Origin of the sequence: Ohtaekwangia kribbensis, from assembly GCF_042676245.1 — a bacterium.
GTDB lineage: Bacteria > Bacteroidota > Bacteroidia > Cytophagales > Cyclobacteriaceae > Ohtaekwangia > Ohtaekwangia kribbensis.
The window spans coordinates 552,615-573,862 of record NZ_JBHTKA010000001.1; the positions used below are offsets into that span (position 1 = coordinate 552,615).

The 21,248-nt window shown below is 44.3% G+C and carries 18 protein-coding genes; 11 read left to right on the top strand and 7 right to left on the bottom strand.

Annotated elements, in window-relative coordinates:
- The first annotated feature begins 96 nt into the window (after positions 1-96).
- From ACFQ21_RS02300 to ACFQ21_RS02310, 3 genes are all read left to right on the top strand, one after another.
- Positions 97-891 (top strand): DUF3050 domain-containing protein, encoded by a 795-nt coding sequence (locus ACFQ21_RS02300; protein WP_377574253.1) that lies wholly within the window; start codon positions 97-99, stop codon positions 889-891.
- A 219-nt stretch (positions 892-1,110) separates the two neighbouring features.
- Positions 1,111-1,482: a BlaI/MecI/CopY family transcriptional regulator gene (locus tag ACFQ21_RS02305; RefSeq protein ID WP_377574256.1), complete on the top strand. Its 372-nt coding sequence runs from the start codon at positions 1,111-1,113 to the stop codon at positions 1,480-1,482.
- A 66-nt stretch (positions 1,483-1,548) separates the two neighbouring features.
- Positions 1,549-3,057: a TonB family protein gene (locus tag ACFQ21_RS02310; protein WP_377574259.1), complete on the top strand. Its 1,509-nt coding sequence runs from the start codon at positions 1,549-1,551 to the stop codon at positions 3,055-3,057.
- Positions 3,058-3,124: 67 nt separating this feature from the next.
- Here the strand turns inward: ACFQ21_RS02310 and ACFQ21_RS02315 are convergent, their stop codons facing one another.
- The 4 genes from ACFQ21_RS02315 to alaS all read right to left on the bottom strand — a co-directional run bounded on the left by ACFQ21_RS02315 (position 3,125) and on the right by alaS (position 9,353).
- The gene (locus tag ACFQ21_RS02315) at positions 3,125-3,901 is read right to left on the bottom strand and encodes a DUF3298 and DUF4163 domain-containing protein (RefSeq protein WP_377574261.1); all 777 of its coding nucleotides are present in this window, start codon (positions 3,899-3,901) and stop codon (positions 3,125-3,127) included.
- Between the two features lie 6 nt (positions 3,902-3,907).
- A complete protein-coding gene (locus ACFQ21_RS02320; RefSeq protein ID WP_377574265.1) occupies positions 3,908-5,134 on the bottom strand; it encodes a peroxiredoxin family protein in 1,227 nt (408 codons plus the stop codon).
- Positions 5,131-6,588, bottom strand: a complete 1,458-nt coding sequence (gene gatB, locus ACFQ21_RS02325) for an Asp-tRNA(Asn)/Glu-tRNA(Gln) amidotransferase subunit GatB (RefSeq protein WP_377574267.1) — start codon at positions 6,586-6,588, stop codon at positions 5,131-5,133. Before gatB ends, ACFQ21_RS02320 begins: the two co-directional genes overlap by 4 nt.
- Before the next feature lie 71 nt (positions 6,589-6,659).
- Positions 6,660-9,353 (bottom strand): alanine--tRNA ligase, encoded by a 2,694-nt coding sequence (gene alaS / locus ACFQ21_RS02330; protein ID WP_377574270.1) that lies wholly within the window; start codon positions 9,351-9,353, stop codon positions 6,660-6,662.
- A 214-nt stretch (positions 9,354-9,567) separates the two neighbouring features.
- On the opposite strand from alaS, the gene ACFQ21_RS02335 reads away from it, so the two are divergent.
- Positions 9,568-10,542 (top strand): M23 family metallopeptidase, encoded by a 975-nt coding sequence (locus tag ACFQ21_RS02335; protein ID WP_377574273.1) that lies wholly within the window; start codon positions 9,568-9,570, stop codon positions 10,540-10,542.
- Positions 10,543-11,508 carry a M23 family metallopeptidase gene (locus ACFQ21_RS02340; RefSeq protein ID WP_377574276.1) on the top strand — a complete coding sequence of 322 codons (966 nt, stop codon included), beginning with the start codon at positions 10,543-10,545 and terminating at the stop codon, positions 11,506-11,508. It begins immediately after the preceding gene.
- A 9-nt stretch (positions 11,509-11,517) separates the two neighbouring features.
- On the opposite strand, the gene ACFQ21_RS02345 is transcribed toward ACFQ21_RS02340, so the two are convergent.
- Complete coding sequence (locus ACFQ21_RS02345; protein WP_377574278.1) at positions 11,518-12,099, bottom strand: HPP family protein; 582 nt, start codon at positions 12,097-12,099, stop codon at positions 11,518-11,520.
- Positions 12,100-12,213: 114 nt separating this feature from the next.
- On the opposite strand from ACFQ21_RS02345, the gene ACFQ21_RS02350 reads away from it, so the two are divergent.
- From ACFQ21_RS02350 to dprA, 3 genes are all read left to right on the top strand, one after another.
- Entirely contained in the window at positions 12,214-13,323 is a 1,110-nt protein-coding gene (locus tag ACFQ21_RS02350) for a CapA family protein (protein ID WP_377574281.1), read from the top strand.
- Position 13,324: 1 nt separating this feature from the next.
- Complete coding sequence (locus ACFQ21_RS02355; protein ID WP_377574284.1) at positions 13,325-13,663, top strand: MerR family transcriptional regulator; 339 nt, start codon at positions 13,325-13,327, stop codon at positions 13,661-13,663.
- An 85-nt stretch (positions 13,664-13,748) separates the two neighbouring features.
- Entirely contained in the window at positions 13,749-14,855 is a 1,107-nt protein-coding gene (gene dprA / locus ACFQ21_RS02360) for a DNA-processing protein DprA (protein ID WP_377574287.1), read from the top strand.
- A 135-nt stretch (positions 14,856-14,990) separates the two neighbouring features.
- Here dprA and ACFQ21_RS02365 read toward each other — a convergent pair whose 3' ends face one another.
- Together ACFQ21_RS02365 and ACFQ21_RS02370 are read right to left on the bottom strand one after the other, a co-directional pair.
- Positions 14,991-15,626 (bottom strand): tetratricopeptide repeat protein, encoded by a 636-nt coding sequence (locus tag ACFQ21_RS02365; RefSeq protein ID WP_377574290.1) that lies wholly within the window; start codon positions 15,624-15,626, stop codon positions 14,991-14,993.
- Positions 15,627-15,687: 61 nt separating this feature from the next.
- Positions 15,688-16,539, bottom strand: a complete 852-nt coding sequence (locus ACFQ21_RS02370; RefSeq protein ID WP_377574293.1) for a hydroxymethylglutaryl-CoA lyase — start codon at positions 16,537-16,539, stop codon at positions 15,688-15,690.
- A 240-nt stretch (positions 16,540-16,779) separates the two neighbouring features.
- On the opposite strand from ACFQ21_RS02370, the gene ACFQ21_RS02375 reads away from it, so the two are divergent.
- The 3 genes from ACFQ21_RS02375 to ACFQ21_RS02385 are packed head-to-tail and all read left to right on the top strand — an operon-like array spanning position 16,780 to position 21,248.
- On the top strand, positions 16,780-18,555 hold the full coding sequence (locus ACFQ21_RS02375; RefSeq protein WP_377574296.1) for a DUF1800 domain-containing protein: 1,776 nt from the start codon (positions 16,780-16,782) through the stop codon (positions 18,553-18,555).
- 18 nt (positions 18,556-18,573) lie between these two features.
- Positions 18,574-20,328: a DUF1501 domain-containing protein gene (locus tag ACFQ21_RS02380; RefSeq protein WP_377574298.1), complete on the top strand. Its 1,755-nt coding sequence runs from the start codon at positions 18,574-18,576 to the stop codon at positions 20,326-20,328.
- Positions 20,329-20,366: 38 nt separating this feature from the next.
- Positions 20,367-21,248 (top strand): outer membrane beta-barrel protein, encoded by an 882-nt coding sequence (locus tag ACFQ21_RS02385; RefSeq protein WP_377574301.1) that lies wholly within the window; start codon positions 20,367-20,369, stop codon positions 21,246-21,248.

Sequence of the window (21,248 nt, forward strand, 5' to 3'; positions counted from 1 at the left end):
CGGCTTCCGGAAACCAGTAACATTTTTTTGATCGGGATTTCACAAGTAACACTTAATTTTGGCCCCCGGTCGTCACATATAGTACTACGAAACAGTATGAACAATAACCTGAGAAGATTGCAAGAGGAGATTGAGCCTTTACGTCAACAATTAATTAATCATCGCATCTATAGCCAGATAAAAACACTTCATGACCTGAATGTGTTTATGGAGCACCACGTATTTGCCGTATGGGATTTCATGTCGTTGTTAAAATCATTGCAACGCCAGTTAACCTGTATTGACATTCCATGGGTACCCACAGGCAATGCCGCCACGCGGTATCTCATTAACGAAATTGTAACGGGAGAGGAAAGCGATGTTGATCAGGAGGGAAACCGGGTCAGCCATTTCGAACTATACCTTCAGGCGATGAAGCAGGCGGGCTGCAATACGTCAATCATAACAAGTTTAACTGATAAACTGCAAAAAGGATTATCGCTTCCTGTGGCCTTGCAGGATAGCACCATACCGCAGCCTGCATTGGATTTCATTCAGAATACATTTGATACCATCAATTCAGGCAAATCTCATTTACAGGCAGCCGTTTTTACATTTGGAAGGGAAGATCTGATTCCCGGAATGTTTATATCGCTTGTTAAAGAAATCAACAAGCAGACAAAAGATCGCATCTCAATCTTCCAGTATTATCTAGAACGTCATATTGAAGTAGACGGAGATCATCATTCGCACCTCGCACAGGAAATGACAATACACCTTTGTGGAATGGACGAAGGTAAATGGAAGGAAGCAACAGAGTCGGTTAAAGACTCGCTCCTGGCAAGAATTAACTTATGGAATTCCATTCAATCTGAAATCCTGAAAAAGAACGCGCTCGTATCAGCTTTATAGTATTCAAGCTGACCTTATAGATGTACTTATACCAAAGAGTCTGTCTCGAAATCTCTTTGTTATAGCGTATAGATTATATGCATTGCTCCCCCACAATAAGCCAGCGCAAAATCTACATTTAATTTTCATCTGTGCCGATACAATTGTCATCAGCACAGATGAAAAAAAATTTGCTTCTTAATAACTAATTATTTAGTTTTATACCTAAACAAATAGTCAATGAAAGATTTAAAGGAACTGACCAAGGCCGAGGATCAGGTCATGCAAATTTTGTGGAAACTAGAAAAAGCTTTTGTAAAGGACATTGTTGAGGAGATGCCCAATCCGAAGCCTGCTTATAATACCGTGTCAACGATCGTGCGCATACTCGAGACAAAAGGATTCGTCAATCATAAAGCGTATGGTAAAACACACGAGTACTTCCCTGCTATTACCAAAGAGAAGTATACCAAGTTTTATCTCAACAACATGATTAAAGGTTACTTCAACGGGTCGTTTCAAAATCTTGTCTCCTTCTTTGCCAAAGAGAATAAAATGGATGCGAACGACCTGGAGAAATTGCTGAATGAAATAAAGAATCAAAAGCAGTAATCGTGTATGGCGCTTGCGCCACGCACTACCGGTATATTAAATAAATAAAGAACAAAACTGAACGCCATGAACGTATATCTTAATTATCTGTTGGAAGCCAACATCGGACTATGTTTCTTCCTGGTGCTATATATCGTTCTGTTAAAGCACGAAACTGACTTTAAACTAAAACGAGGTTACTTGCTTACAGCTCTTGCAGCTTCGGTTATACTGCCGTTGTTTCACTTCAGCAGTTCGGGCAATGTTGTGCCATCACTCAAGGATTTTGTTCCGCCCAGCTGGCTTCCGGAAGTAACCATTGGCGCCAACGGTACGGCCGCAGTACAAAACACAACGAGTACCTTTGATGTGTGGCTTTATGCTTATATACTATATGACATTGGCGTGATTCTGTTTCTGGCGTTGTTCGTCATTCAGCTCGTTCGGTTGTTACGGATGATTTATACGGCTGCATCGTACCGTTATGAAAAGTATATCATCATCGAATCGAAAGAAAACAGGTCTGCATTCTCGTTCTTCCGCTTCATATTTATAGGTCAGGTACAGCAGCTCTCTGCGGACGAGAAACAACAGATCATCGATCACGAACGTGTTCATGTCGAACAACTTCATTCCATCGATATTTTAGTGGTTAACCTGCTGAGTATATTCTTCTGGTTTAACCCTTGCATGAAAGTATATAAAAAGATATTCGTTCAGCTCCACGAGTTTGAAGCAGATGCGCGCGCTGTTACTAACCGGGATATGAATGACTACTGCAGCCTGCTGGCGAAGGTTGCTTTACTGTCGGCCGACTTTACACTCGCCAATCACTTTAGTAATTCATTAACTGTAAAACGAATTGAAATGATGCGAACTATCAAATCCAAAATAAAACGCTGGAAGATCGCTGCCGTGGCGGCTATACTTCCTGCATTTTTCTTTGTTGTGGCCTGTCAGGATCAGCTCAGCGAAGAGGCCAGTGCTATTGCCCAAAACGCTACAATGACATTTGATCTTCCGGAAGAAGTAGCCAACAAACTAAATGAAATGAAGGCTGCCGCACCGGATAAAAAGTTTATTGTGATTGAGCCTGACCGGAAAGATGAAAATGGCTTAACCGATCTTCAAAAGAAAACCCAGGATATTGACGGCTCCCAGATTAGTACCATGAACGTAATGAAAAACATTACCGACAAACAAGGCAATGTGCGTTCTTTCATCATCATCGAGTACAACGAGGCTACCAATCAGGTTGCTATGTCGTCAAGAACAGGAGAAGTGTTTACGATCGTGGAAGAATCAGCAATGTTTAATGGCGGCATGGACGGTCTTGGCAAATTTATCAGTGAGAACCTGGTATACCCGGAAGAAGCCCGTACAAAAGGTATACAGGGAAAAGTCTTTGTTCAGTTCATTGTTAATGAAGATGGCTCTATATCTGATCCTACAATCAAGAGAGGTATCGATACGCAATTGGACAATGCTGCCTTAGCGGTTGTAAAAGCTATGCCGAACTGGAATCCGGGGAAACAGAAAGGTAAAGCTATACGTCAGCAATTTGTGTTGCCGGTGAATTTTGCTTTGGGGGAATAAAGTAAGAAGTAAGAAGTAAGAAGTAAGAAGTAAGAAGTAAGAAGTATAAATAAAATAAAAGACTGGTTTATTGTAGCCAGTCTTTTATTTCGGTATAGGGTATCAATACTTCTGTGGGGCCGGCTGCGTATGGGGCTACTTCGTAGCTGTTATAGTAGAAGAGTATACCTTCTTTGGTGAAGCCGTAGTTGTTATTCAACTGAAATTTATCGTCCGGGAAATCGAACGCGTTACTTTTGAAGGAGGCTGTATCAGCCAGTTGTCGTTGCTCGCGGAAGATTCGCTCTCCTATCTTTGTTAATGCATCTTTATACCCGGGCTTCAGCACATTGTTCAATTGAACACGGGCACCGGTTTGTGCCTGTATATTCAGAAATATAGTGGCTGCATTGGGGTGTGCTCCACCGGAGTAATCTTCGGTATAGATGGATAGTGAGATTAATGAATCAGCATTATTCTCTACGTTAACATTGGCTGAGTAGTACCACGCAGCACCGGCAGCTTCAGGGTCTTCTCCTGTAAACTCCTTGTATTGGTCAATAAAGAGTCTGCCGTTCTGCTCGAAGGATTGAACCATACCTTCTGAAAACCCGATGGATAAAACGGAATCAATTTTATACCGGATTGCTTTGCTGACCGCGGAATCTATACCGGCAAATACCGGATAGCTTACTTCATACGAAGCACATTTAGCTGTGTCACCTGCGCAATTATCAGAATATAACTTGTAGTTCTTCAGCTCGAATGGTATCGGCTCATGCTTTTCTTCCTGCTGTGCGTCTTTCTTTCCGCACGAAGCAAAAAGTAATGACACAACTCCGGCTGCCAGTATATAGCTGCGCATATATACCTAGTTGGTTTTCTTACTGAAGATCTCGTTCAGCTTATTATCCAATGCAGCACCGCGCAAATTCTTGGCGATGATCACACCGTTGGGATCGAGTAACAGCGAGAAAGGTATACCGGTAATGTTATAAGTCTTGGCTGCTTCTGATTGCCAGTATTTGAGATCAGACACATGTGTCCATACCAGACCATCCTGTTGGATAGCGTTCATCCAGTCTTGCTTGGAGCGATCGAGTGACACACCAAATACGGTGAAGCCTTTATCTTTATACTTATGGTAAGCACGTACTACATTCGGGTTTTCCTGACGGCATGGTCCGCACCACTTCGCCCAGAAATCAAGCAGTACATATTTACCTTTCATAGACGAAAGCTTTACTACCTTACCCGTTGTATCGGGCAGTGATATTTCGGGTGCGGGCTGACCAATCGCGAGCGACTTCATGCGATCAACAGACGAAACAAATTCTTTCGATACTGCATAGTCAGGCCATTCCTTTTTCAGTTTTTCAGACACCGCTAAATAGGTATCGAAGTACTGATCGCGATCGAGTATATTTCCCTGTAACAGGTTAATGGTGCCCAGTGATGCCGGCTGACTCTTCAGAAACTCAGCAAGTTTATCGTGTGTCTTTTTGATTTCAGTCTGATAGGCTGCCTGCAATTCAGCAATCTTCTTTTCATCCCGTGCCTGCGCAGCTTTACCAAAGTCTTCATTCAATTTCACAATCACCGGAGAGCGCTCCGCTTCCTGCATGATCGTCTGTGCTTTCTTGATCACTTCTATTTCCGGTGAACCGAGTACTTCTACAAAGCCACGCGGGTCATTACCATCTACGTTGATCTGTACATTACTCTTGAACAGTATAAAATCAACCACCTGGCGGTTGAAGAAATTTATTTTATAGTATCCCGGCTCTGATAATTTTATAGCCTTGGAATATGTATAGTTACTCTTCAGCTTCACAGTGTCCTGCCAGCCGAATGAACCGTTCTTGATCTCTTGTATAATAATTTGTCCTCCCTGCTGCGGATGTCCTACTTTACCACTTACGGTTACAGTCCATGTATTGACACTTGCATTTTCAGTAGCCTGGTCATTGGCCTCCTCGCGGCTGGTAGAAGAACACGAGAAGCCTAACGCTAATAGCATAAAGCTGAAAGCCCTGATCTTACTACCGATACGAAAGCCTGCAGCGTTCTGCATTGCATTTTTTGTTTGCTCTATCATACTTCTTCCAGTTTCTTGGTTAATAATTGAGTTGCCACTTTCGGGTCGGCTTTCCCTTTACTGCGTTTCATCACCTCGCCCATAAACATGCTGATGATGCCTTTCTTTCCGTTCTTATATTCTTCCACTTTCAGCGGAAACTCTTTGATCACTTCTTCCACAATAGGTAGAATTGAATCTTTATTGCTGTCTTGTATAACATTCAATTGTTGTGCCACCTCCAGGGCAGTTTTACCCGGATTCTTTAATAACTCGGGGAACACTCGCTGCGAAGCAATGGTATAGCTTATTTTACCCTGATCGATAAGACCGATGATTTCGGCAATGATGTTCGGTGTAAGCGGAAATTCGTCAGCCGAAAGCGAGAGATCATTCAGGTGTGATTTTACCGGGCCCATTACCCAGTTGGATGCCGCCTTCAGATTACTGGTAAGTTTACATACTGCTTCGAAATATAGCGCTATATCTTTGGAGTCGGTAAGTACCTGTGCATCGTATGCGGGTAATTGATATACCGTTATATATTTTTCGTACAACTCACGTGGCAGTGCCGGCATGGATGCTTGAATATCGTTGAGCCATTGCTCGGATACTTCCATCGGACTCAGATCCGGATCAGGAAAATAACGATAGTCATTCAGCTCTTCTTTTGTACGCATGCCATACGTTTTGCCATCATCGGCATCGAATGTACGCGTTTCTGAGATGATGGGGATACCTTGCTCCAGTAATGCAATCTGACGATCGAACTCGTGTTCGATAGCACGCTGCACATTCCGGATTGAGTTCATGTTTTTAACCTCTACTTTCTTGCCATATTCTTTAGCATCTTTCAACATCACCGAGATATTGGCATCGCAGCGAAGTGAACCTTCTTCCATGTTGCCATCGCATATCTCGAGGTAACGTACCAGCTTGCGTATCTCGGTGAGAATAGCATACGCTTCATCGGATGTGCGTATATCCGGTTCGGTTACAATCTCGATGAGCGGTACACCAGAACGATTAAAGTCAACAAGCGTGTCTGCTTCCGTTGGCAGGTGTATAGATTTACCGGCATCTTCTTCAATGTGTATGCGGTTGAGGCGAACGTTACGCTCGCCTTCTTTTGTAGTAATGGTTACATACCCGCCCTTGCAGATCGGAGTTCTGTCTTGCGTAAGCTGGTATCCTTTCGGAAGATCAGGATAGAAGTAATTTTTACGATCGAATATCTGAAAGCGTGATATTTCCGAGTGACACGCCAATCCCATTTTAATAGCGTACTCCACTACCTTCTTGTTCAGCTTCGGCAGTGTACCCGGATGCGCGAGGGTAATAACACTCACGTTGGTGTTGGGAGCGCTTCCATACGCAGTGGAGTCTGTATTATATATCTTACTTTTTGTAAGAAGCTGCGCGTGCACCTCCAACCCTACTACCAGTGTATACTTATCGCGATTCGATTTACTCATATAGTTAAGCGTAACGCTTACTCAAAATTTATACTTACTCTTTACAGCCGGCTTCACCCGGATGGCAATCTTTACTGAATCAATTTACGTGCTTTTTCTATAACAGCATCCAATCCATTCAGGTTCTTGCCACCAGCGGTAGCAAAGAAAGGTTGACCACCTCCTCCACCGTCTATTTCCTTCGCCAGTTCTTTTACCAGGTTACCGGCATGGTATTTATTGGTCTGCGCAAGCTTCTCTCCGATCATTACCGTTACCTGCGGTTTGCCATCTACATCGGCTGCGAGAATCAGTAACAGATCATCAAACTGATTGCGCAATGCGTACGCTATATTCTTGAGTGCATCTGCATTGGGTACGGATACTTTTTCAAGCACAAGACTATACCCGTTTGACTTCACTGCTTTGCGTGCAAGTTCATCTTTGATCAGGTTTGCTTTCTCCTGGTTGAAGGCTTCTATCTTTTTCTCCAGCGCGTGTTTCTCTTCGGAAAGATTCTTCAGCGAGGCCAACAGGTCTTTGGGATTTTTAAGCAGAGCACGAACTTCATCGAGCAACGCTATCTCTGTACGCACGAACTGCTCTGCGTTCTCCGCGGTAATCGCTTCAATCCTGCGAACACCCGCAGCCACTGAACTCTCGGATACAATCTTGAACAAACCTATATTTCCGGTCGACTTTACGTGTGTACCACCACAAAGTTCAACGGAATATTTCGGATCGAATGTAATCACGCGGACAAAGTCGCCATATTTTTCACCGAACAACGCCATCGCTCCTAACGCTTTCGCCTGATCGATCGGCACATTTCGTTTTTCATCGAGGTGTATATCTTCGCGAATCTTCGCATTTACCATATCCTCCACCTTCTGAATTTCTTCCGGTGTCATGGCAGCAAAGTGCGAAAAGTCGAAACGAAGAATCTTATCATTTACCAATGAACCTTTCTGCTCTACATGTTTACCGAGCACGGTGCGTAATGCTGCGTGCAGCAAGTGCGTGGCCGAGTGGTTATCCATGCTCAACTGACGCTTGTGTTTATCGACCACCGCAGTAAATGCCGTTGATAAATTTTCAGGAAGCTGATCAGCTGAGTGAACGATCAACTCATTTTCTTTCTTTGTATCGGTAATATATACTTTCTCGTTCGCGCTCGCTATATATCCGGTATCACCTACCTGTCCACCGCTCTCTGCATAGAATGGTGTGCGATCAAATACAAGTTGGTATAGCTCTTTATTCTTCTGTTTCAGTTTACGATACTTGGTGATCTTTACTTCAGCCTCCAGGTGATCGTATCCTATAAATTCAGACTTAACATCGTCCCCGATAATAACCCAGTCGCCGGTTTCTTTGGCAGCCGCTGCTTTGGATCGCGACTTCTGTTTCTCCATCTCTACACGGAAACCTTCTTCATCTACCGAGAAGCCTCGTTCGCGTGCTATGAGTGATGTGAGATCCAGTGGGAAGCCGTACGTATCATATAGTTCGAAAGCTTGCTCGCCTGTTATAGCTTGCAAACCTTCCATGCGCTTCAATCCTTTTTCAAGTGTACGCAGGAACGATGCCTCTTCTTCGAAAATTACTTTACCAACATAGTCCTCCTGCGCTTTGAGTTCTGTAAATACATCTCTCAACTGGTTCGCGAGTACAGGAACAAGTTTATAAATGAATGGCTCTTTAAAATTGAGGAAGGTAAATCCATAGCGAACCGCTCTGCGAAGTATACGTCTGATAACGTACCCTGCACCGGTATTCGATGGCAACTGTCCATCAGCTATTGCAAAGGCTACTGCACGCACGTGGTCGGCAATAACACGCATTGCTATATCTGTCTTCTCGTCAGCTTTATATTTTATACCGGACGTCTGGCTGATGAAATCCAGCAATGGCGTAAATACATCGGTATCATAATTCGAAGTCTTGTTCTGTATCGCCATGCAAAGACGCTCGAAGCCCATACCGGTATCCACATTCTTGTTCGGAAGTGGCTTCAGTAAGGTAAGCTTGGAACGCAATCTCTCACGCGCTACTTTTTTATCGTCACCTTTATATTCAAGGTCAAACTTCACCAGTTCACCGGCTCCACCTTTTTCCGGATTCCAATAGCGCTCAAATTCCATGAACACGTTGTTCCAGATCTCAATAACCTGCGGGTGATCGTTGTTCACTAAATCTTTACCCGGTATCTTTTTACGTTCTTCTTCGGAACGAAGGTCAACGTGTATCTCTGAACAAGGACCGCATGGACCGAGGTCGGCCATCTCCCAGAAGTTATCTTTCTTGTTACCGAGTATAATACGGTCTTCGCTTACAAAGCTCTTCCATATATCGAATGCTTCCTGGTCGAACGGCAGGTTATCATCTTTATCGCCACCGAACACACTCACATAGAGTCTGTCTTTCGGTAATTTATACTCTTCGGTAAGTAACTCCCACGCCCATGCAAGTGCTTCTTTCTTGAAGTAATCTCCAAACGACCAGTTACCCAACATCTCGAACATGGTATGGTGATAGGTATCGATACCTACTTCTTCCAGGTCGTTATGTTTACCACTCACGCGTAAACACTTTTGTGTATCGGCTATCCGGCTTGACTTGGGTGTGGCGTTTCCTAAAAAGAAATCCTTAAACTGCACCATACCTGAGTTGGTGAACAGCAGTGTGGGATCGTTCTTCAGTACCAGGGGAGCTGAAGGCACGATGGTGTGGCCTTTTTTCTCAAAGAACTCTAGAAATTTTCGTCTGATCGAACCGGAATCCATTACATAAAATGTTTAAAGTGCGCTTTTCCTTACCTGTGGTCCAACTCCGTTTAATCGTAACCGGGTTTGGCAGGGAAAGGGTTTTTACTATATTAGCCCGCAAAAAATAACAGGCAAGCCACAAAATTAAGAGCGGATGACAGAGATTAAGCAGGTAATAGATATTTTTTTCTGGCTTGAAACATCTTTTAAGAATTGAACCTGACCTGACTTAATGAAGGACATCAAGTACATCTACAACCCTAAAACCTGTCAATACGAGCGTGCGCGCATTACGTGGCGTGATGCAGCGGTGACTGCGTGTGGTGTACTTTTTACTGCCGGACTCTTATTTATAGGTATCGTTTTTCTTCATAACCGCTTCATTACAACGGAGTTTGAGCAAACCCTTCGCGCAGAGAACAAACTTCTGAAAGAGCACAAACCTGTGCTGGAAGAAAACCTGAGCAAGATCGAGGAAACACTTCAAAAGCTTCAGGCTGAAGAAAAAGATCTGTATACCAAGCTTTTTAATGCCGAACCGCCCGCTTCTTCGGCTGCGCAGGCATCACTTACCAAAGAAAAAGTTTTACTGGCCGATGCTTCAAGCTTCGAATCCATGCTGGATGTTTTGAAAGATCGCTCCGATGAACTGTCGAAAAAAGCAATTCATGGCAAAGAAAGCACGCGTCAACATCTGCATATTAATAAAGAGGATGTAACCATTCTGGCGTCACTTCCGGCCATTTTACCTATTGCCAATCTGGAAGCCGAAAAGCTTGTATCCGGATTCGGCAAGCGCGTAAATCCTTTTCATAAAGGTATGTATCTGCATGAGGGAGTTGACTTTGTTGCTGCACGCGGCACCGAAGTGCTGGCAACTGCACCCGGTACTGTTAACAGTATAAATCTCAACGATCTGCAGGCGGGTTATGGCAACTCCATCGTGATTGATCACGGCCACGGTATGTCTACACGCTATGCACACCTTGAAGAAATTAAAGTAAAGCCCGGACAAAGAATAACCAAAGGTATGGTGATCGGCACCGTAGGAAGCAGTGGTGGTTCCGTTGCGCCTCACCTTCACTATGAAGTTATGGACAAGGGCGAGCATGTTGACCCTGTAACATACTTTATGGAGGGGATCACCAGCAAACAATATCATCAGTTACTCGAACGCAGTAAAACCCAAAACCAGTCGCTCGATTAAATGGCACGCATCAAGTATCAATATAATCCTGAAACGCTGCGCTATGAACCATGGCGTTTGAAAGGTAAGTCGCTTCGCATTCGCACGCTTGTACTCTTCAGTATATCGCTTGTACTCGCACTCGGTGCCTATAGTGTTTATACACAATATGTAGGATCGATCGATGAGATTATCCTGAAGCAAAGAAATCATACCCTGAAAGTTGAGTGGGAATTATTGCAGGAGCGTACGCGCAAGGCCAATGCAGAATTGCGCACACTCATTGAGAAAGATGATCATAATTACAGAGTAATTCTGGATACTGATCCGCTGCAACCCAGCGAGCGCCAGGCCGGTGTCGGTGGTAGTGTTAAGTTAGACACCGAGGCTTTTGCTGAATTTCCATTGGTACTTGACAACTATAATTCGGTATTGCAATTGAAACGTCAGCTTGATGTTGAAGTACAATCGTACGATAAACTCAAGGCGATGATCGAAGAGAAACTGGAAGCATGGGCATCGCGGCCGGCCATTCAACCGATCAGCAACAAGGAACTTTCAAAATTACACCTCACCTACGGATCGCGTTTCCATCCGATCTTCCATAAGTATATGTCGCACAAAGGACTTGACTTTGCTGCACCAAAAGGAACCCCGGTATATGCGACTGGCGATGGTAAAGTAGATAAAGCATACTTCTCCGGTTCTTACGGAAATGTAGTATATATCAATCACCACTATAGTTTCGAAACACGTTACGCGCATCTTTCAGCGTTTGCTGTAAAAGAAGGTGAAACTGTAAAACGCGGACAGGTGATCGGCTATGTAGGCAACACTGGTAACTCGGTTGCTTCGCACCTGCACTATGAAGTGTTGTTCAAAGGCGAGCACGTAAACCCGATTAATTTTTTCCAGCGCGATCTCAGCAACAAGGAATACCAAAAGCTGATCGAGATCGGAAGTCAGCAGGAACACCCGCTGGATTAATCTATAGCTTTATTTCGAAAGATACTTTCGTCTCCAGACTTTATACCAATGCCTGTTAACCGGGTAGCGTCTGTGTGATGTTATGTTGTTGAAGAACAATGCAACGAGCAACAGGATCGTAACACCGGTAAGCACCGGACTCACCAGGTACATATACCCGAGGTCTCTGATTTTCTGAGAACCGATAATAGCAATGAGTGCCGTAGCACCGCCGGGCGGATGCAACGTGCGGGTTATCTGCATTAACACGATCGAGATGGAAACAGCCAACGCACAGGCAAGCCATACTTCCGGTATAAGATACCGTATCGTTACCCCAACAAATGCCGCGATGAGGTGACCTCCTACCAGGTTACGCGGCTGCGCGAGCGGTGATTGAATAACACCATAGATGAGCACCGAAGATGCTCCGAATGAGCCGATCAGAAAAAGATTGTCCAACTCCGAAAACGATCTGCTCTGTAAGTATCCGATTAATCCAATACCTACAAACGAACCAACAAAAGTCCAGAGGTGCTCGTTAAAATCGATAAGCGTTTCCTTATACATAACGATCTTCAGCACCCTCATTCTACGCTTCAATTTTTTCATGCCGCAAAAATAAAAAGGAATGGGGTATATACTCGATGAATGTCAGAAAGAAGCTCTTTATAAAGCTTTGTGAGGTTGTGAAAACTGTTTTTCTTTGCACTTTATAAATCGTTGATGATGCGTATTTTATTCCTTTCCATTTTATCCCTTGCTTCTACTCTTGCAATAGCTCAGGTACAGGACACAGTTACTTCACCTCAAGACTCAATTACGGTAGCAAAACGCGACACCGTTGCCTTCGTGAGAAAAGATACGCTCACCATTATTGGTGTTGGTGATATTATGATGGGTACAAGTTACCCCGAAGATAAACTGCCTCCGAATGACGGAGCGTTTCTGATGCGCGATGTAGAACCTGTGCTTCGAAATGCCGATGTAACTTTTGGCAACCTGGAAGGTACACTACTCGATGCAGGCGGTACACCCAAGAATTGTAAAGATCCGAAAGTGTGCTATGTGTTCAGAACACCAACACGCTATGTAAAGAATCTGATCAGCGCTGGTTTTGATATGATGAGCCTGGCGAACAATCACGCAGGTGATTTTGGTGATGCCGGTCGCACCAGCAGTATGAAGACACTTGATGTTGCCGGTATTCTTCATGCCGGGCAAATGCAACAGAAGACCGTGATCTTTGAAAAAGATAGTATCAGGTACGGATTGCTCGCAGTAGCTCCCAATAGTAACTGTGTTCAACTGAACGATCATGCCGCTGCTATAGCATTGGTTAAACATCTTGACTCATTGGTGGATATAATTATAGTATCATTCCACGGAGGAGCCGAAGGTGCACAGTATCAGAATGTACCCCGCACGAATGAACTTTTTCACGGAGAAAATCGTGGTGATGTGTATAAATTTTCCCGACTGATGATTGATGCGGGAGCCGATATAATTTTCGGACACGGGCCGCACGTTACCCGCGCAGTAGATGTATATAAAGATCGTTTTATAGCGTATAGCATGGGTAACTTCTGTACGTATAGAGGTATTAGTGTAACAGGCGTGAATGGTCTGGCTCCGATCATGAAAGTGTATACCGACCGCACCGGAAAACTTTTCAAGGCGGAAATTACGCCTACCTATCAGTCTTATGGCACGGGCGTGAAAATTGATCCGCAGAAACAAGTGATCAAAAAGATACAGGAACTTACCAAAAAAGATCTCCCTGAATCGAAAGTGCGCATTGATGATAATGGTTTAATTACTTATATTGCTCAGTAACATGGCTTATAAAGAAAAGGAAATAGAAAAACTTTACTTCTCCATTGGAGAAGTAGCGGAGATGTTCAACGTTGCCCCTTCCCTTATTCGCTTCTGGGAATCTGAGTTTGATCTGATCAAACCCAAAAAAAACCGGAAAGGTAATCGCCAGTTTACCAAAGAAGATATAGATAATGTAAGAACGATCTATCACCTGGTAAAGGAAAAAGGATTTACCCTGCAGGGTGCAAAAGATATGTTACGCAACGATACACAAGCCGTGAAAGATAAAATGGAAATGCTCGATTCATTGAGACGTGTTCGAAGTTTCCTCCTGGAGATGCGCGATAAGCTTCATTAAAAAAAGAAATATAGATTTTGTTAAAAAGCCGATGATATTCACATCGGCTTTTTATTTTTGAGCAAAGTTGTGTGATAGTTATTTTATGGATCAAAACAGGCTGGCGCTTCTCGCGCTGCATTTCATTCCCGGTATAGGAGATTATACAGTTCGTCAACTCGTGAGCTATTGCGGCTCGGCAGAGAAAGTTTTCAAGACACCCAAAGGAAAGTTATTGAAGATACCCGGCATTGGAAAAGTTACTGCCGATACGATCGCGAACGAACTTCCCTTTAAAAGTGCCGAGCGTGAACTGAAGATTGCTGAGAAGGAGAATACAAAGCTCATCTTCTATACTGATAAAGATTACCCCTATAGATTAAAGCACATCAACGATGCGCCCTCGCTCCTGTATGTAAAAGGAAATGTAAACTTCGAGAATACAAAATCAGTAGCGATTGTAGGCACGCGTAAATCAACCGACTATGGTAAACACCGCGTTGAAGAACTCGTGGAAAGCCTGGTGGCTCACCAGGCATCCATCATCAGCGGACTCGCGTATGGCATCGATATACAGGCACACAAACAGGCACTGAAGCACAACCTTCCAACGGTTGGCGTCATGGGCAGCGGCATTGATGTAATTTACCCCGCTATACATGCAGAGACTGCGCGCAAGATGTTAACGAACGGAGGACTGATCAGTGAAAATCCATTCGGCACCAAACCGGATGCGCATAACTTCCCGGCACGCAACCGTATCATCGCAGGACTATGCGATGCGCTCATTGTAGTAGAAGCCGCAGAAAAAGGAGGAGCACTCATTACAGCCGAGATTGCCAACAGCTATAACAAAGATGTATTCGCGTTTCCGGGAAATATAGGGCAAAGCTTTTCAGAAGGATGCAACAACCTGATCAAGGCAAACAAAGCTCACCTGATCAGCACCGTAAAAGATTTAGAATATATCATGGGCTGGACAGCACACGAAGAAGCAGTTCCGAAAAAACAAACTATAGATATAGCCTCGTACGAGCCCGAAGAACAAACCGTACTCCAAACACTGTTAACCAACAACTATCAATTAATGATCGATGAACTCAGCTGGCGCTCCGGTTTATCCGTAAGCAAACTCGCCTCCATCCTTCTCGGCTTGGAATTCAAAGGAATGATCTCAACATTACCCGGCAAAATATATAAGTTACGTGTTTAGGTGTGTACGTTTTCAGGTGTTTAGGTGTGTACGTGTGTAGGTTCAACTATATACGCTATCACGTTCTCATCGCTCAAAGCGCTACTCACAGCTTTTTCAACCTAAACACATACACACGTAAACACCTAAACACATCTAATAGCTTCCATCATTGTCCTGTGTCTTCTGGTTGCATTTTTCTTTGATTACCTCGTAGGCTTTCAGGTCACCGAGTTCACCGGCTTTGCTGAGGTCGAGGCAACCATTTTTTACATCACCGAAGTCGATGCGAAGAATGCCGCGCATATAGTATGCATCTACATTTTTAGGATTGATCTGGATGATCTTGGAGCAATCGTTGATCGCATCTTCATACGCCTGTAAAAACTGTTTTGCTTTTCCGCGGTTGAAGTATGCTTCGATATAATTTTCGTTCACAGCAATAGCAGAAGAGAAGTCGGCAATAGCACCGTAGTAATCCTGCAGTTTCATTTTAACATTGCCGCGCGCGAAGAATGCATCCGCAAACTTACCGTTCTTTTCAATAGCCGTGTTATAGTCTTTCATCGCACCGTGACGATCATCAAAGCGATCTTTTATATTGCCACGCAGGTAGTATGCAACTGAGTAATTAGGATCAAGTTCTATAGCTTTGTTTACATTCAGAAGCGATTCCATGAACTCGTTCTTCTCGTATAGCTCGCGCCCCTTCTGTGTATATTCTTTAGCACTTTGCGCAAAGGCCGCTCCGGAAAGGAGAATAAAGCAAGCCGTTATAACCAGGTTCTTCATATAATCTAATTTAAACAAAAGTAACCGTTTATTACCGCCCCGGCCCCTCAAAGTAATATTTTCAATGCTTTGGGAAAATTTCATCTGCCAGTCGCAGCGCACCGGCAAATGCATCGCTGTCGAGCCCCGTATTTGTTCCCTGTTGCCCCAGGAAAAACAGTACTGTCTCCGTTGCCAGGTTTCCCACCAGGTCGTCTTTCGCCATGGGACATCCACCATACCCGCGTATAGCACCATCAAAGCGTTTACACCCGGCACGGTATGCAGCTTCAATTTTCTCCAAGGCTGTTGCCGGCGTGGAGTGTAGATGTACTCCCAACTCCAGCGCCGGATATAGTTTGGACAATGATGTGAACAGGTAACTGATATTCTCCGGAGTAGACACGCCAATGGTATCAGCAAGCGAAATGATTTCGCACCCCATCGTGTTGAGTATGTTTACAAATTTACCAACTACCTCCACATCGTACGGATCATTGTATGGATTACCGAAACCCATGCTGATATAGGTTACCAGTTTTTTATTGGACCGTACACAGATGTTTTGAATTTCATCCAGCGTACTAAGCGCTTCTGCTATAGATTTATTGGTATTGCGCTGTTGAAATGTTTCCGATATAGAAAGCGGAAAACCGAGATACGTTATCGCTTCGAAGTGTGCAGCATCTTCGGCTCCGCGTGTGTTGGCCACGATAGCCAATAATTTTGATTTACTTTTTTTCCAATCGAGTTGCGCCAGTACATCTGCAGTATCGCGCATCTGCGGTATCGCTTTCGGTGACACAAAGCTGCCGAAGTCTATCGTATCAAAGCCTACCTTTAACAGTTGATTGATATAGCGAACCTTATGTTCTGTCGGTATAAACTGCTCCAGGCCTTGCATGGCATCGCGCGGACATTCAATGATTTTCATAATAGATGCGAGTATAATAATCGAATGGTATACCAGTGCAACGCACCTGATGCAGGGCATCACTGATTGGTGCCAAGATTACCATTTTAGGAGGAGAAATCAACTCCTCACCTGATTTAAGTAACTCTTGACCGTAGTAAAATAGTTTCAGTTATCGGAAGCTAATGCACTTTATCACCCATTTAAATAAATTTATAGCATTCATCACTATATAGTGATACGAAAACCACCCTACTATCTATGCCATTACCTGAATATGCAGGAACCCTGGGTCAAAAGCGAGCCGCGCATTTATTGCGCAGAGCAACCTTCGGGGCTACCAAGCAACAAATCGATTCCTTTGCAGGACTCACGCCTGCACAAGCCGTTACGCAACTCTTCCGGCAAACACTACCTGATCCCGTTTTACCCATCGATCCGAAAACCGGTACCGAGTGGGTTGTGTCGGGTATAACGGGTGCCAACAGTGAAGGTGGCGACTTGATGCAATACCTGCTCAATTGGTTCATCGGCCAGATGATGAACAGCTCACTGTCTTATTCGGCACGCGAAAAAATTGTCCTCTTTTTACATACGCACTTCACCATGCGTACCGAAAAAGTTAACAACACGCGCGCCCTATATTTCCAGAATCAACTCTTCCGACAGTTTGCACTCGATGCTTTGAATGCTGACACAGATGTAAACTTCAAAATGCTAACCGTTAAAGCCAGCGTTGACAATGCCATGCTCGAATTACTCGATGGCAGACTCAATGTAAAAGGAAGCTTTAACGAAAACTATGCACGCGAACTCCTGGAATTATATAGTATAGGTCGCGGACTCGAAGCTGCACCTCCGCCAACTTCCGGTGAAGAAGGTGACTACGGAGTATATACCGAAGAAGATGTAAAAACAGCCGCACGTATATTAACCGGCTGGGACGTTGATGATCAGTTTTCAAACATTGATCCCGACACAAATTTACCACGTGGTAAAGTAAAGGGAAGTAATGCCAATGCATCGGCTCACGATAACGATGCGAGCAAACCAAAGAAATTCAGCAATCGCTTTGTAAGCACACTCTACCCGGATAATACCATTACACCCGATCCGTTAACCATGCCAGCGGGTGTACCAACCCTCGAGAGTGCATTGGATGAAATCACCAAGCTCATTAACCTGATATACGAGCAGGAAGAGACCGCGAAGAATATATGTCGCAAGCTATACCGCTTCTATGTTTGGGCACCGCATACCAACGCAGAGACATTACCCATCGAAGCCGACATCATCGATGAGATGGCGAAAACATTTCGCGATGGCGGATTCAAGATGCAACCGGTTATTGAGAACCTCTTACGCAGTCAGCATTTCTACGATGCAGCCGCAGGTGTAACCGATGATGCATTTGGCGGATTGATCAAATCACCCATTGATCTTGTGATCGGAACATTGAAATTCTTTAATATACAATTACCCGACCTCGCTACACAAACCGATCAATACTACGAGGCAACAGGTGAGATACTTAGTCACATAGTTGATCAGGGTATGAATTTCTATAACCCGTATGATGTTGCCGGATATGAAGCCTATCACCAGTATCCGATTTATCATCGCTTCTGGATTACCACCAACTCACTGTCTAAGCGTTACGACTTTGTGCGCACGTTGCTCGATCCGCAGGGAACGATGCTCTTCAATGTAAACAGCTACGATTATGTGCGCGCTAATTTTGCCGGTGTAGCACCGAATTCAGAAGAGCTGGTAAAAACACTCATCACGTATCTACTGCCGCATCACGACTTCCTCGCGTATATAGATCCGAATGATAATCCGGATACATTCAATGCCAGTCTCACGGTAAAGCGACTGAATTATTTTCTTAATCGCTTCCTCACCGATGTGAACATGGATCCGAAAGGTTATTGGACCACTACCTGGAACCAGGGAACTGAATTATCTGAATTGCGTGAATGGCTTAACCGCTTGTTCAACGCGTTACTGCAATCACCCGAATACCAACTTGCTTAACCTCCTATCCTGCTATATATGAATAAATCGAGACGAGATTTTTTAAAGAAACTTCCGTTGGCCATGAGTATACCTTTTACACTCGAGGGTATATCCATGCGGGTAATGGGACAACAAAATCCTTTAACACGCATGGCGGCCGCTGCCGCCACGAATGATCGTGTACTGGTAATTCTGCAGATGCACGGAGGTAACGATGGACTGAACTGCTGTATACCCGTAGCTCAATACGGTGACTACTATAATAAACGCCCCAACATAGCTATACCGGCTGCGAACAGTCTGCGGAAATATATACCGCTGGACAGTACTTTACCAGAGATCAACCAGATCGGTCTGCACCCGGATATGATCGCGATGAAACACCTGTATGACCAGGGACGCATGACGGTGGTACAGGGTGTGTCGTATAAGAATAACAACGGCTCTCACTTTCGTGGAAGAGATATAACCTTCATGGGCGGATCGTATGATGACTATATGCAGTCTGGCTGGATCGGCCGTTACCTGCAAGGTGAATACGCTCCCTATAAATACCCGGAAGACTTTTTGAATCCGAATGTACCGGAGAATGAAATGATCGATCCGCTCGCTATTGAAATTGGTGGCGATGTATCCCTCATCTTCCACCAGGAAGGAAATATACCTACATCCTTTACCCTCTCGGAGGAAGGATTGGACAACCTTGATGATCTTGAAGGATTCTTTGAAGACCAGGCAACGGACCCGCGCGGTATACCTCCGGAGTATCTGAAAGATTCCGCATACTATAAAGAGTTGAAATGGATACTCGACCTGGAAGATAAAACAGAAGACTATACCAAGCGCCTGCAGGAGGTATTGAGTAAAAGTTCTGCCACTACGATAAATTACCCGGAGAAATATCCGTACAACGCTCCTTCGGGAAGTATTACCAACGGATTACGCAACCAGTTAAAACTCGTAGCGCGTTTGTTAGCCGGTGGTTGTAAAACAAAAGTATTCCTGGTAAAGATCGGAGGTTTCGATACACATGCAGACCAGGTAGAGAAATATGATCCTACCATGGGTGGTCACGCAGCGTTAATGTATCACGTGGCAAGCAGCATGAAAGCATTTCAGGATGATTTGCGTGCACGCGGATTGGAAGATCGCGTATTAACCCTTACCACTTCTGAATTCTCGCGAAGAGTAAATTCCAACGCAAGCTATGGTACTGACCATGGCACGGCTGGTCCGATGTTTATTTTCGGTAAAGGTGCACAGCCTGGTGTACTTGGTGAAGCATTCAAGACGAATGACTCCGGTAACAACCTCGCGATGCAATACGATTACCGAAATGTATATGCGAACATCATGCGCGACTGGATGCAGGTGGATGATACACGTCTTAATAAAATATTCCCGGACGCGCGCGATGCCAATGATGCCAGCAAAGGCTTGATGACCACTGGTACATCTGATGGAACTGTATTCGAACAACTGCCACTCGCACAACAGGTGATTACCGGCAACGAAGGATTTATAGGCGATCGTTTCTCATTGGAAGATTGCTATCCGAACCCGGCAAAAGATAAAACTACCGTACACTTCAAAGTGAACAGTGCTTACCAGGTAACTATAAATCTGTTTACCAACGATGGTAAAAAAGTGAAAGCCATAGTAGACGGGGTATATAATCCGGGTGAGTATAAAGTTGAAACCGATCTTACCGGATTGCCGGCCGGAAACTATATTTACGAATTGAAGACAGGATTTTACAAAGAAGCCAAGAAACTGATCATTGTGAAATAGACGTTTACCAACCCTCCCTTATGAAAAACCTATACCTTATGCTGCTCTGCTTACTGCTGGCGGCCAATGGAGCATTGGCGCAAAGCAGCAAAAAGAAAAAATCGCCGGCAGCCTATAACAAACAAAATAAAGAGAACGAGAAGTTTCTGGAGAAACAATGGTGGCTCGGTATACGTGGTGGTGTTACACTCACTAAAGTAGATCCTACCACTACATTTTCCGTTCTTTCGCCAACCAACTACGATGCATCCGAAAGCGGCAAGAAGTACGACAACTTCAGCCTGGTAGGAAGTCACATAACGATGGAAGCAACGTTCTACTTCAAACAATTTACCTTCAGTCTGCAACCTACATTTCAACACAGTCGCTTTGCCTATACCAACCAGTATCGCTGGACAGATGGTGCCGAGGGAAGCAACAACAACGTAGAGTTGAATTACAAGCAGGAACAGAAAGTTGATCACCTCCTCATTCCGCTTGTAGTGAAATATGAATTCATGGCCACGACCAGGCTTCGTCCGTATTTGCAGATCGGTATATTTCAGGCATTCCGTATTGGAGCTACCAAAGAAGTTACTGTATCCGGAATAGATCAGGCATCCGGTGGACAAAATCAATTTGAAGATGAACCGATAACCGTAGGCGCACGCGATCTGTTTGCAAAAAAATACTGGGGTGTACTTGGTGGCGCAGGTCTATACTATAATTTAGGCAACAATGTCCGGTTAAACTTCGATGTGCAGTATAAACACGGCATGAGTAACATCGTTTCGGCCGAGAACCGGTATAGCAACGATCGTCTAGCAGGTGTAGGCGATGCTATGGATGACCTTGATATGGACAACATCAATATATCCCTGGGTTGTCTGTTCCCGCTGCGCTTCCTCGAAAGTGGTTTCAAATCATTAAACCGAAAATGA

Bases quoted from the DNA above. Each gene is read 5' to 3' on its own strand.
- ACFQ21_RS02375 (WP_377574296.1), top strand. From the start codon at position 16,780: ATGCCATTACCTGAATATGCAGGAACCCTGGGTCAAAAGCGAGCCGCG.
- ACFQ21_RS02300 (WP_377574253.1), top strand. From the start codon at position 97: ATGAACAATAACCTGAGAAGATTGCAAGAGGAGATTGAGCCTTTACGT.
- ACFQ21_RS02385 (WP_377574301.1), top strand. From the start codon at position 20,367: ATGCTGCTCTGCTTACTGCTGGCGGCCAATGGAGCATTGGCGCAAAGC.
- ACFQ21_RS02340 (WP_377574276.1), top strand. From the start codon at position 10,543: ATGGCACGCATCAAGTATCAATATAATCCTGAAACGCTGCGCTATGAA.
- ACFQ21_RS02345 (WP_377574278.1), bottom strand. From the start codon at position 12,099: ATGAAAAAATTGAAGCGTAGAATGAGGGTGCTGAAGATCGTTATGTAT.
- ACFQ21_RS02335 (WP_377574273.1), top strand. From the start codon at position 9,568: ATGAAGGACATCAAGTACATCTACAACCCTAAAACCTGTCAATACGAG.
- ACFQ21_RS02365 (WP_377574290.1), bottom strand. From the start codon at position 15,626: ATGAAGAACCTGGTTATAACGGCTTGCTTTATTCTCCTTTCCGGAGCG.
- ACFQ21_RS02315 (WP_377574261.1), bottom strand. From the start codon at position 3,901: ATGCGCAGCTATATACTGGCAGCCGGAGTTGTGTCATTACTTTTTGCT.
- ACFQ21_RS02320 (WP_377574265.1), bottom strand. From the start codon at position 5,134: ATGATAGAGCAAACAAAAAATGCAATGCAGAACGCTGCAGGCTTTCGT.
- dprA (WP_377574287.1), top strand. From the start codon at position 13,749: ATGGATCAAAACAGGCTGGCGCTTCTCGCGCTGCATTTCATTCCCGGT.
- ACFQ21_RS02310 (WP_377574259.1), top strand. From the start codon at position 1,549: ATGAACGTATATCTTAATTATCTGTTGGAAGCCAACATCGGACTATGT.
- ACFQ21_RS02350 (WP_377574281.1), top strand. From the start codon at position 12,214: ATGATGCGTATTTTATTCCTTTCCATTTTATCCCTTGCTTCTACTCTT.
- ACFQ21_RS02305 (WP_377574256.1), top strand. From the start codon at position 1,111: ATGAAAGATTTAAAGGAACTGACCAAGGCCGAGGATCAGGTCATGCAA.
- ACFQ21_RS02355 (WP_377574284.1), top strand. From the start codon at position 13,325: ATGGCTTATAAAGAAAAGGAAATAGAAAAACTTTACTTCTCCATTGGA.
- gatB (WP_377574267.1), bottom strand. From the start codon at position 6,588: ATGAGTAAATCGAATCGCGATAAGTATACACTGGTAGTAGGGTTGGAG.
- ACFQ21_RS02370 (WP_377574293.1), bottom strand. From the start codon at position 16,539: ATGAAAATCATTGAATGTCCGCGCGATGCCATGCAAGGCCTGGAGCAG.
- alaS (WP_377574270.1), bottom strand. From the start codon at position 9,353: ATGGATTCCGGTTCGATCAGACGAAAATTTCTAGAGTTCTTTGAGAAA.
- ACFQ21_RS02380 (WP_377574298.1), top strand. From the start codon at position 18,574: ATGAATAAATCGAGACGAGATTTTTTAAAGAAACTTCCGTTGGCCATG.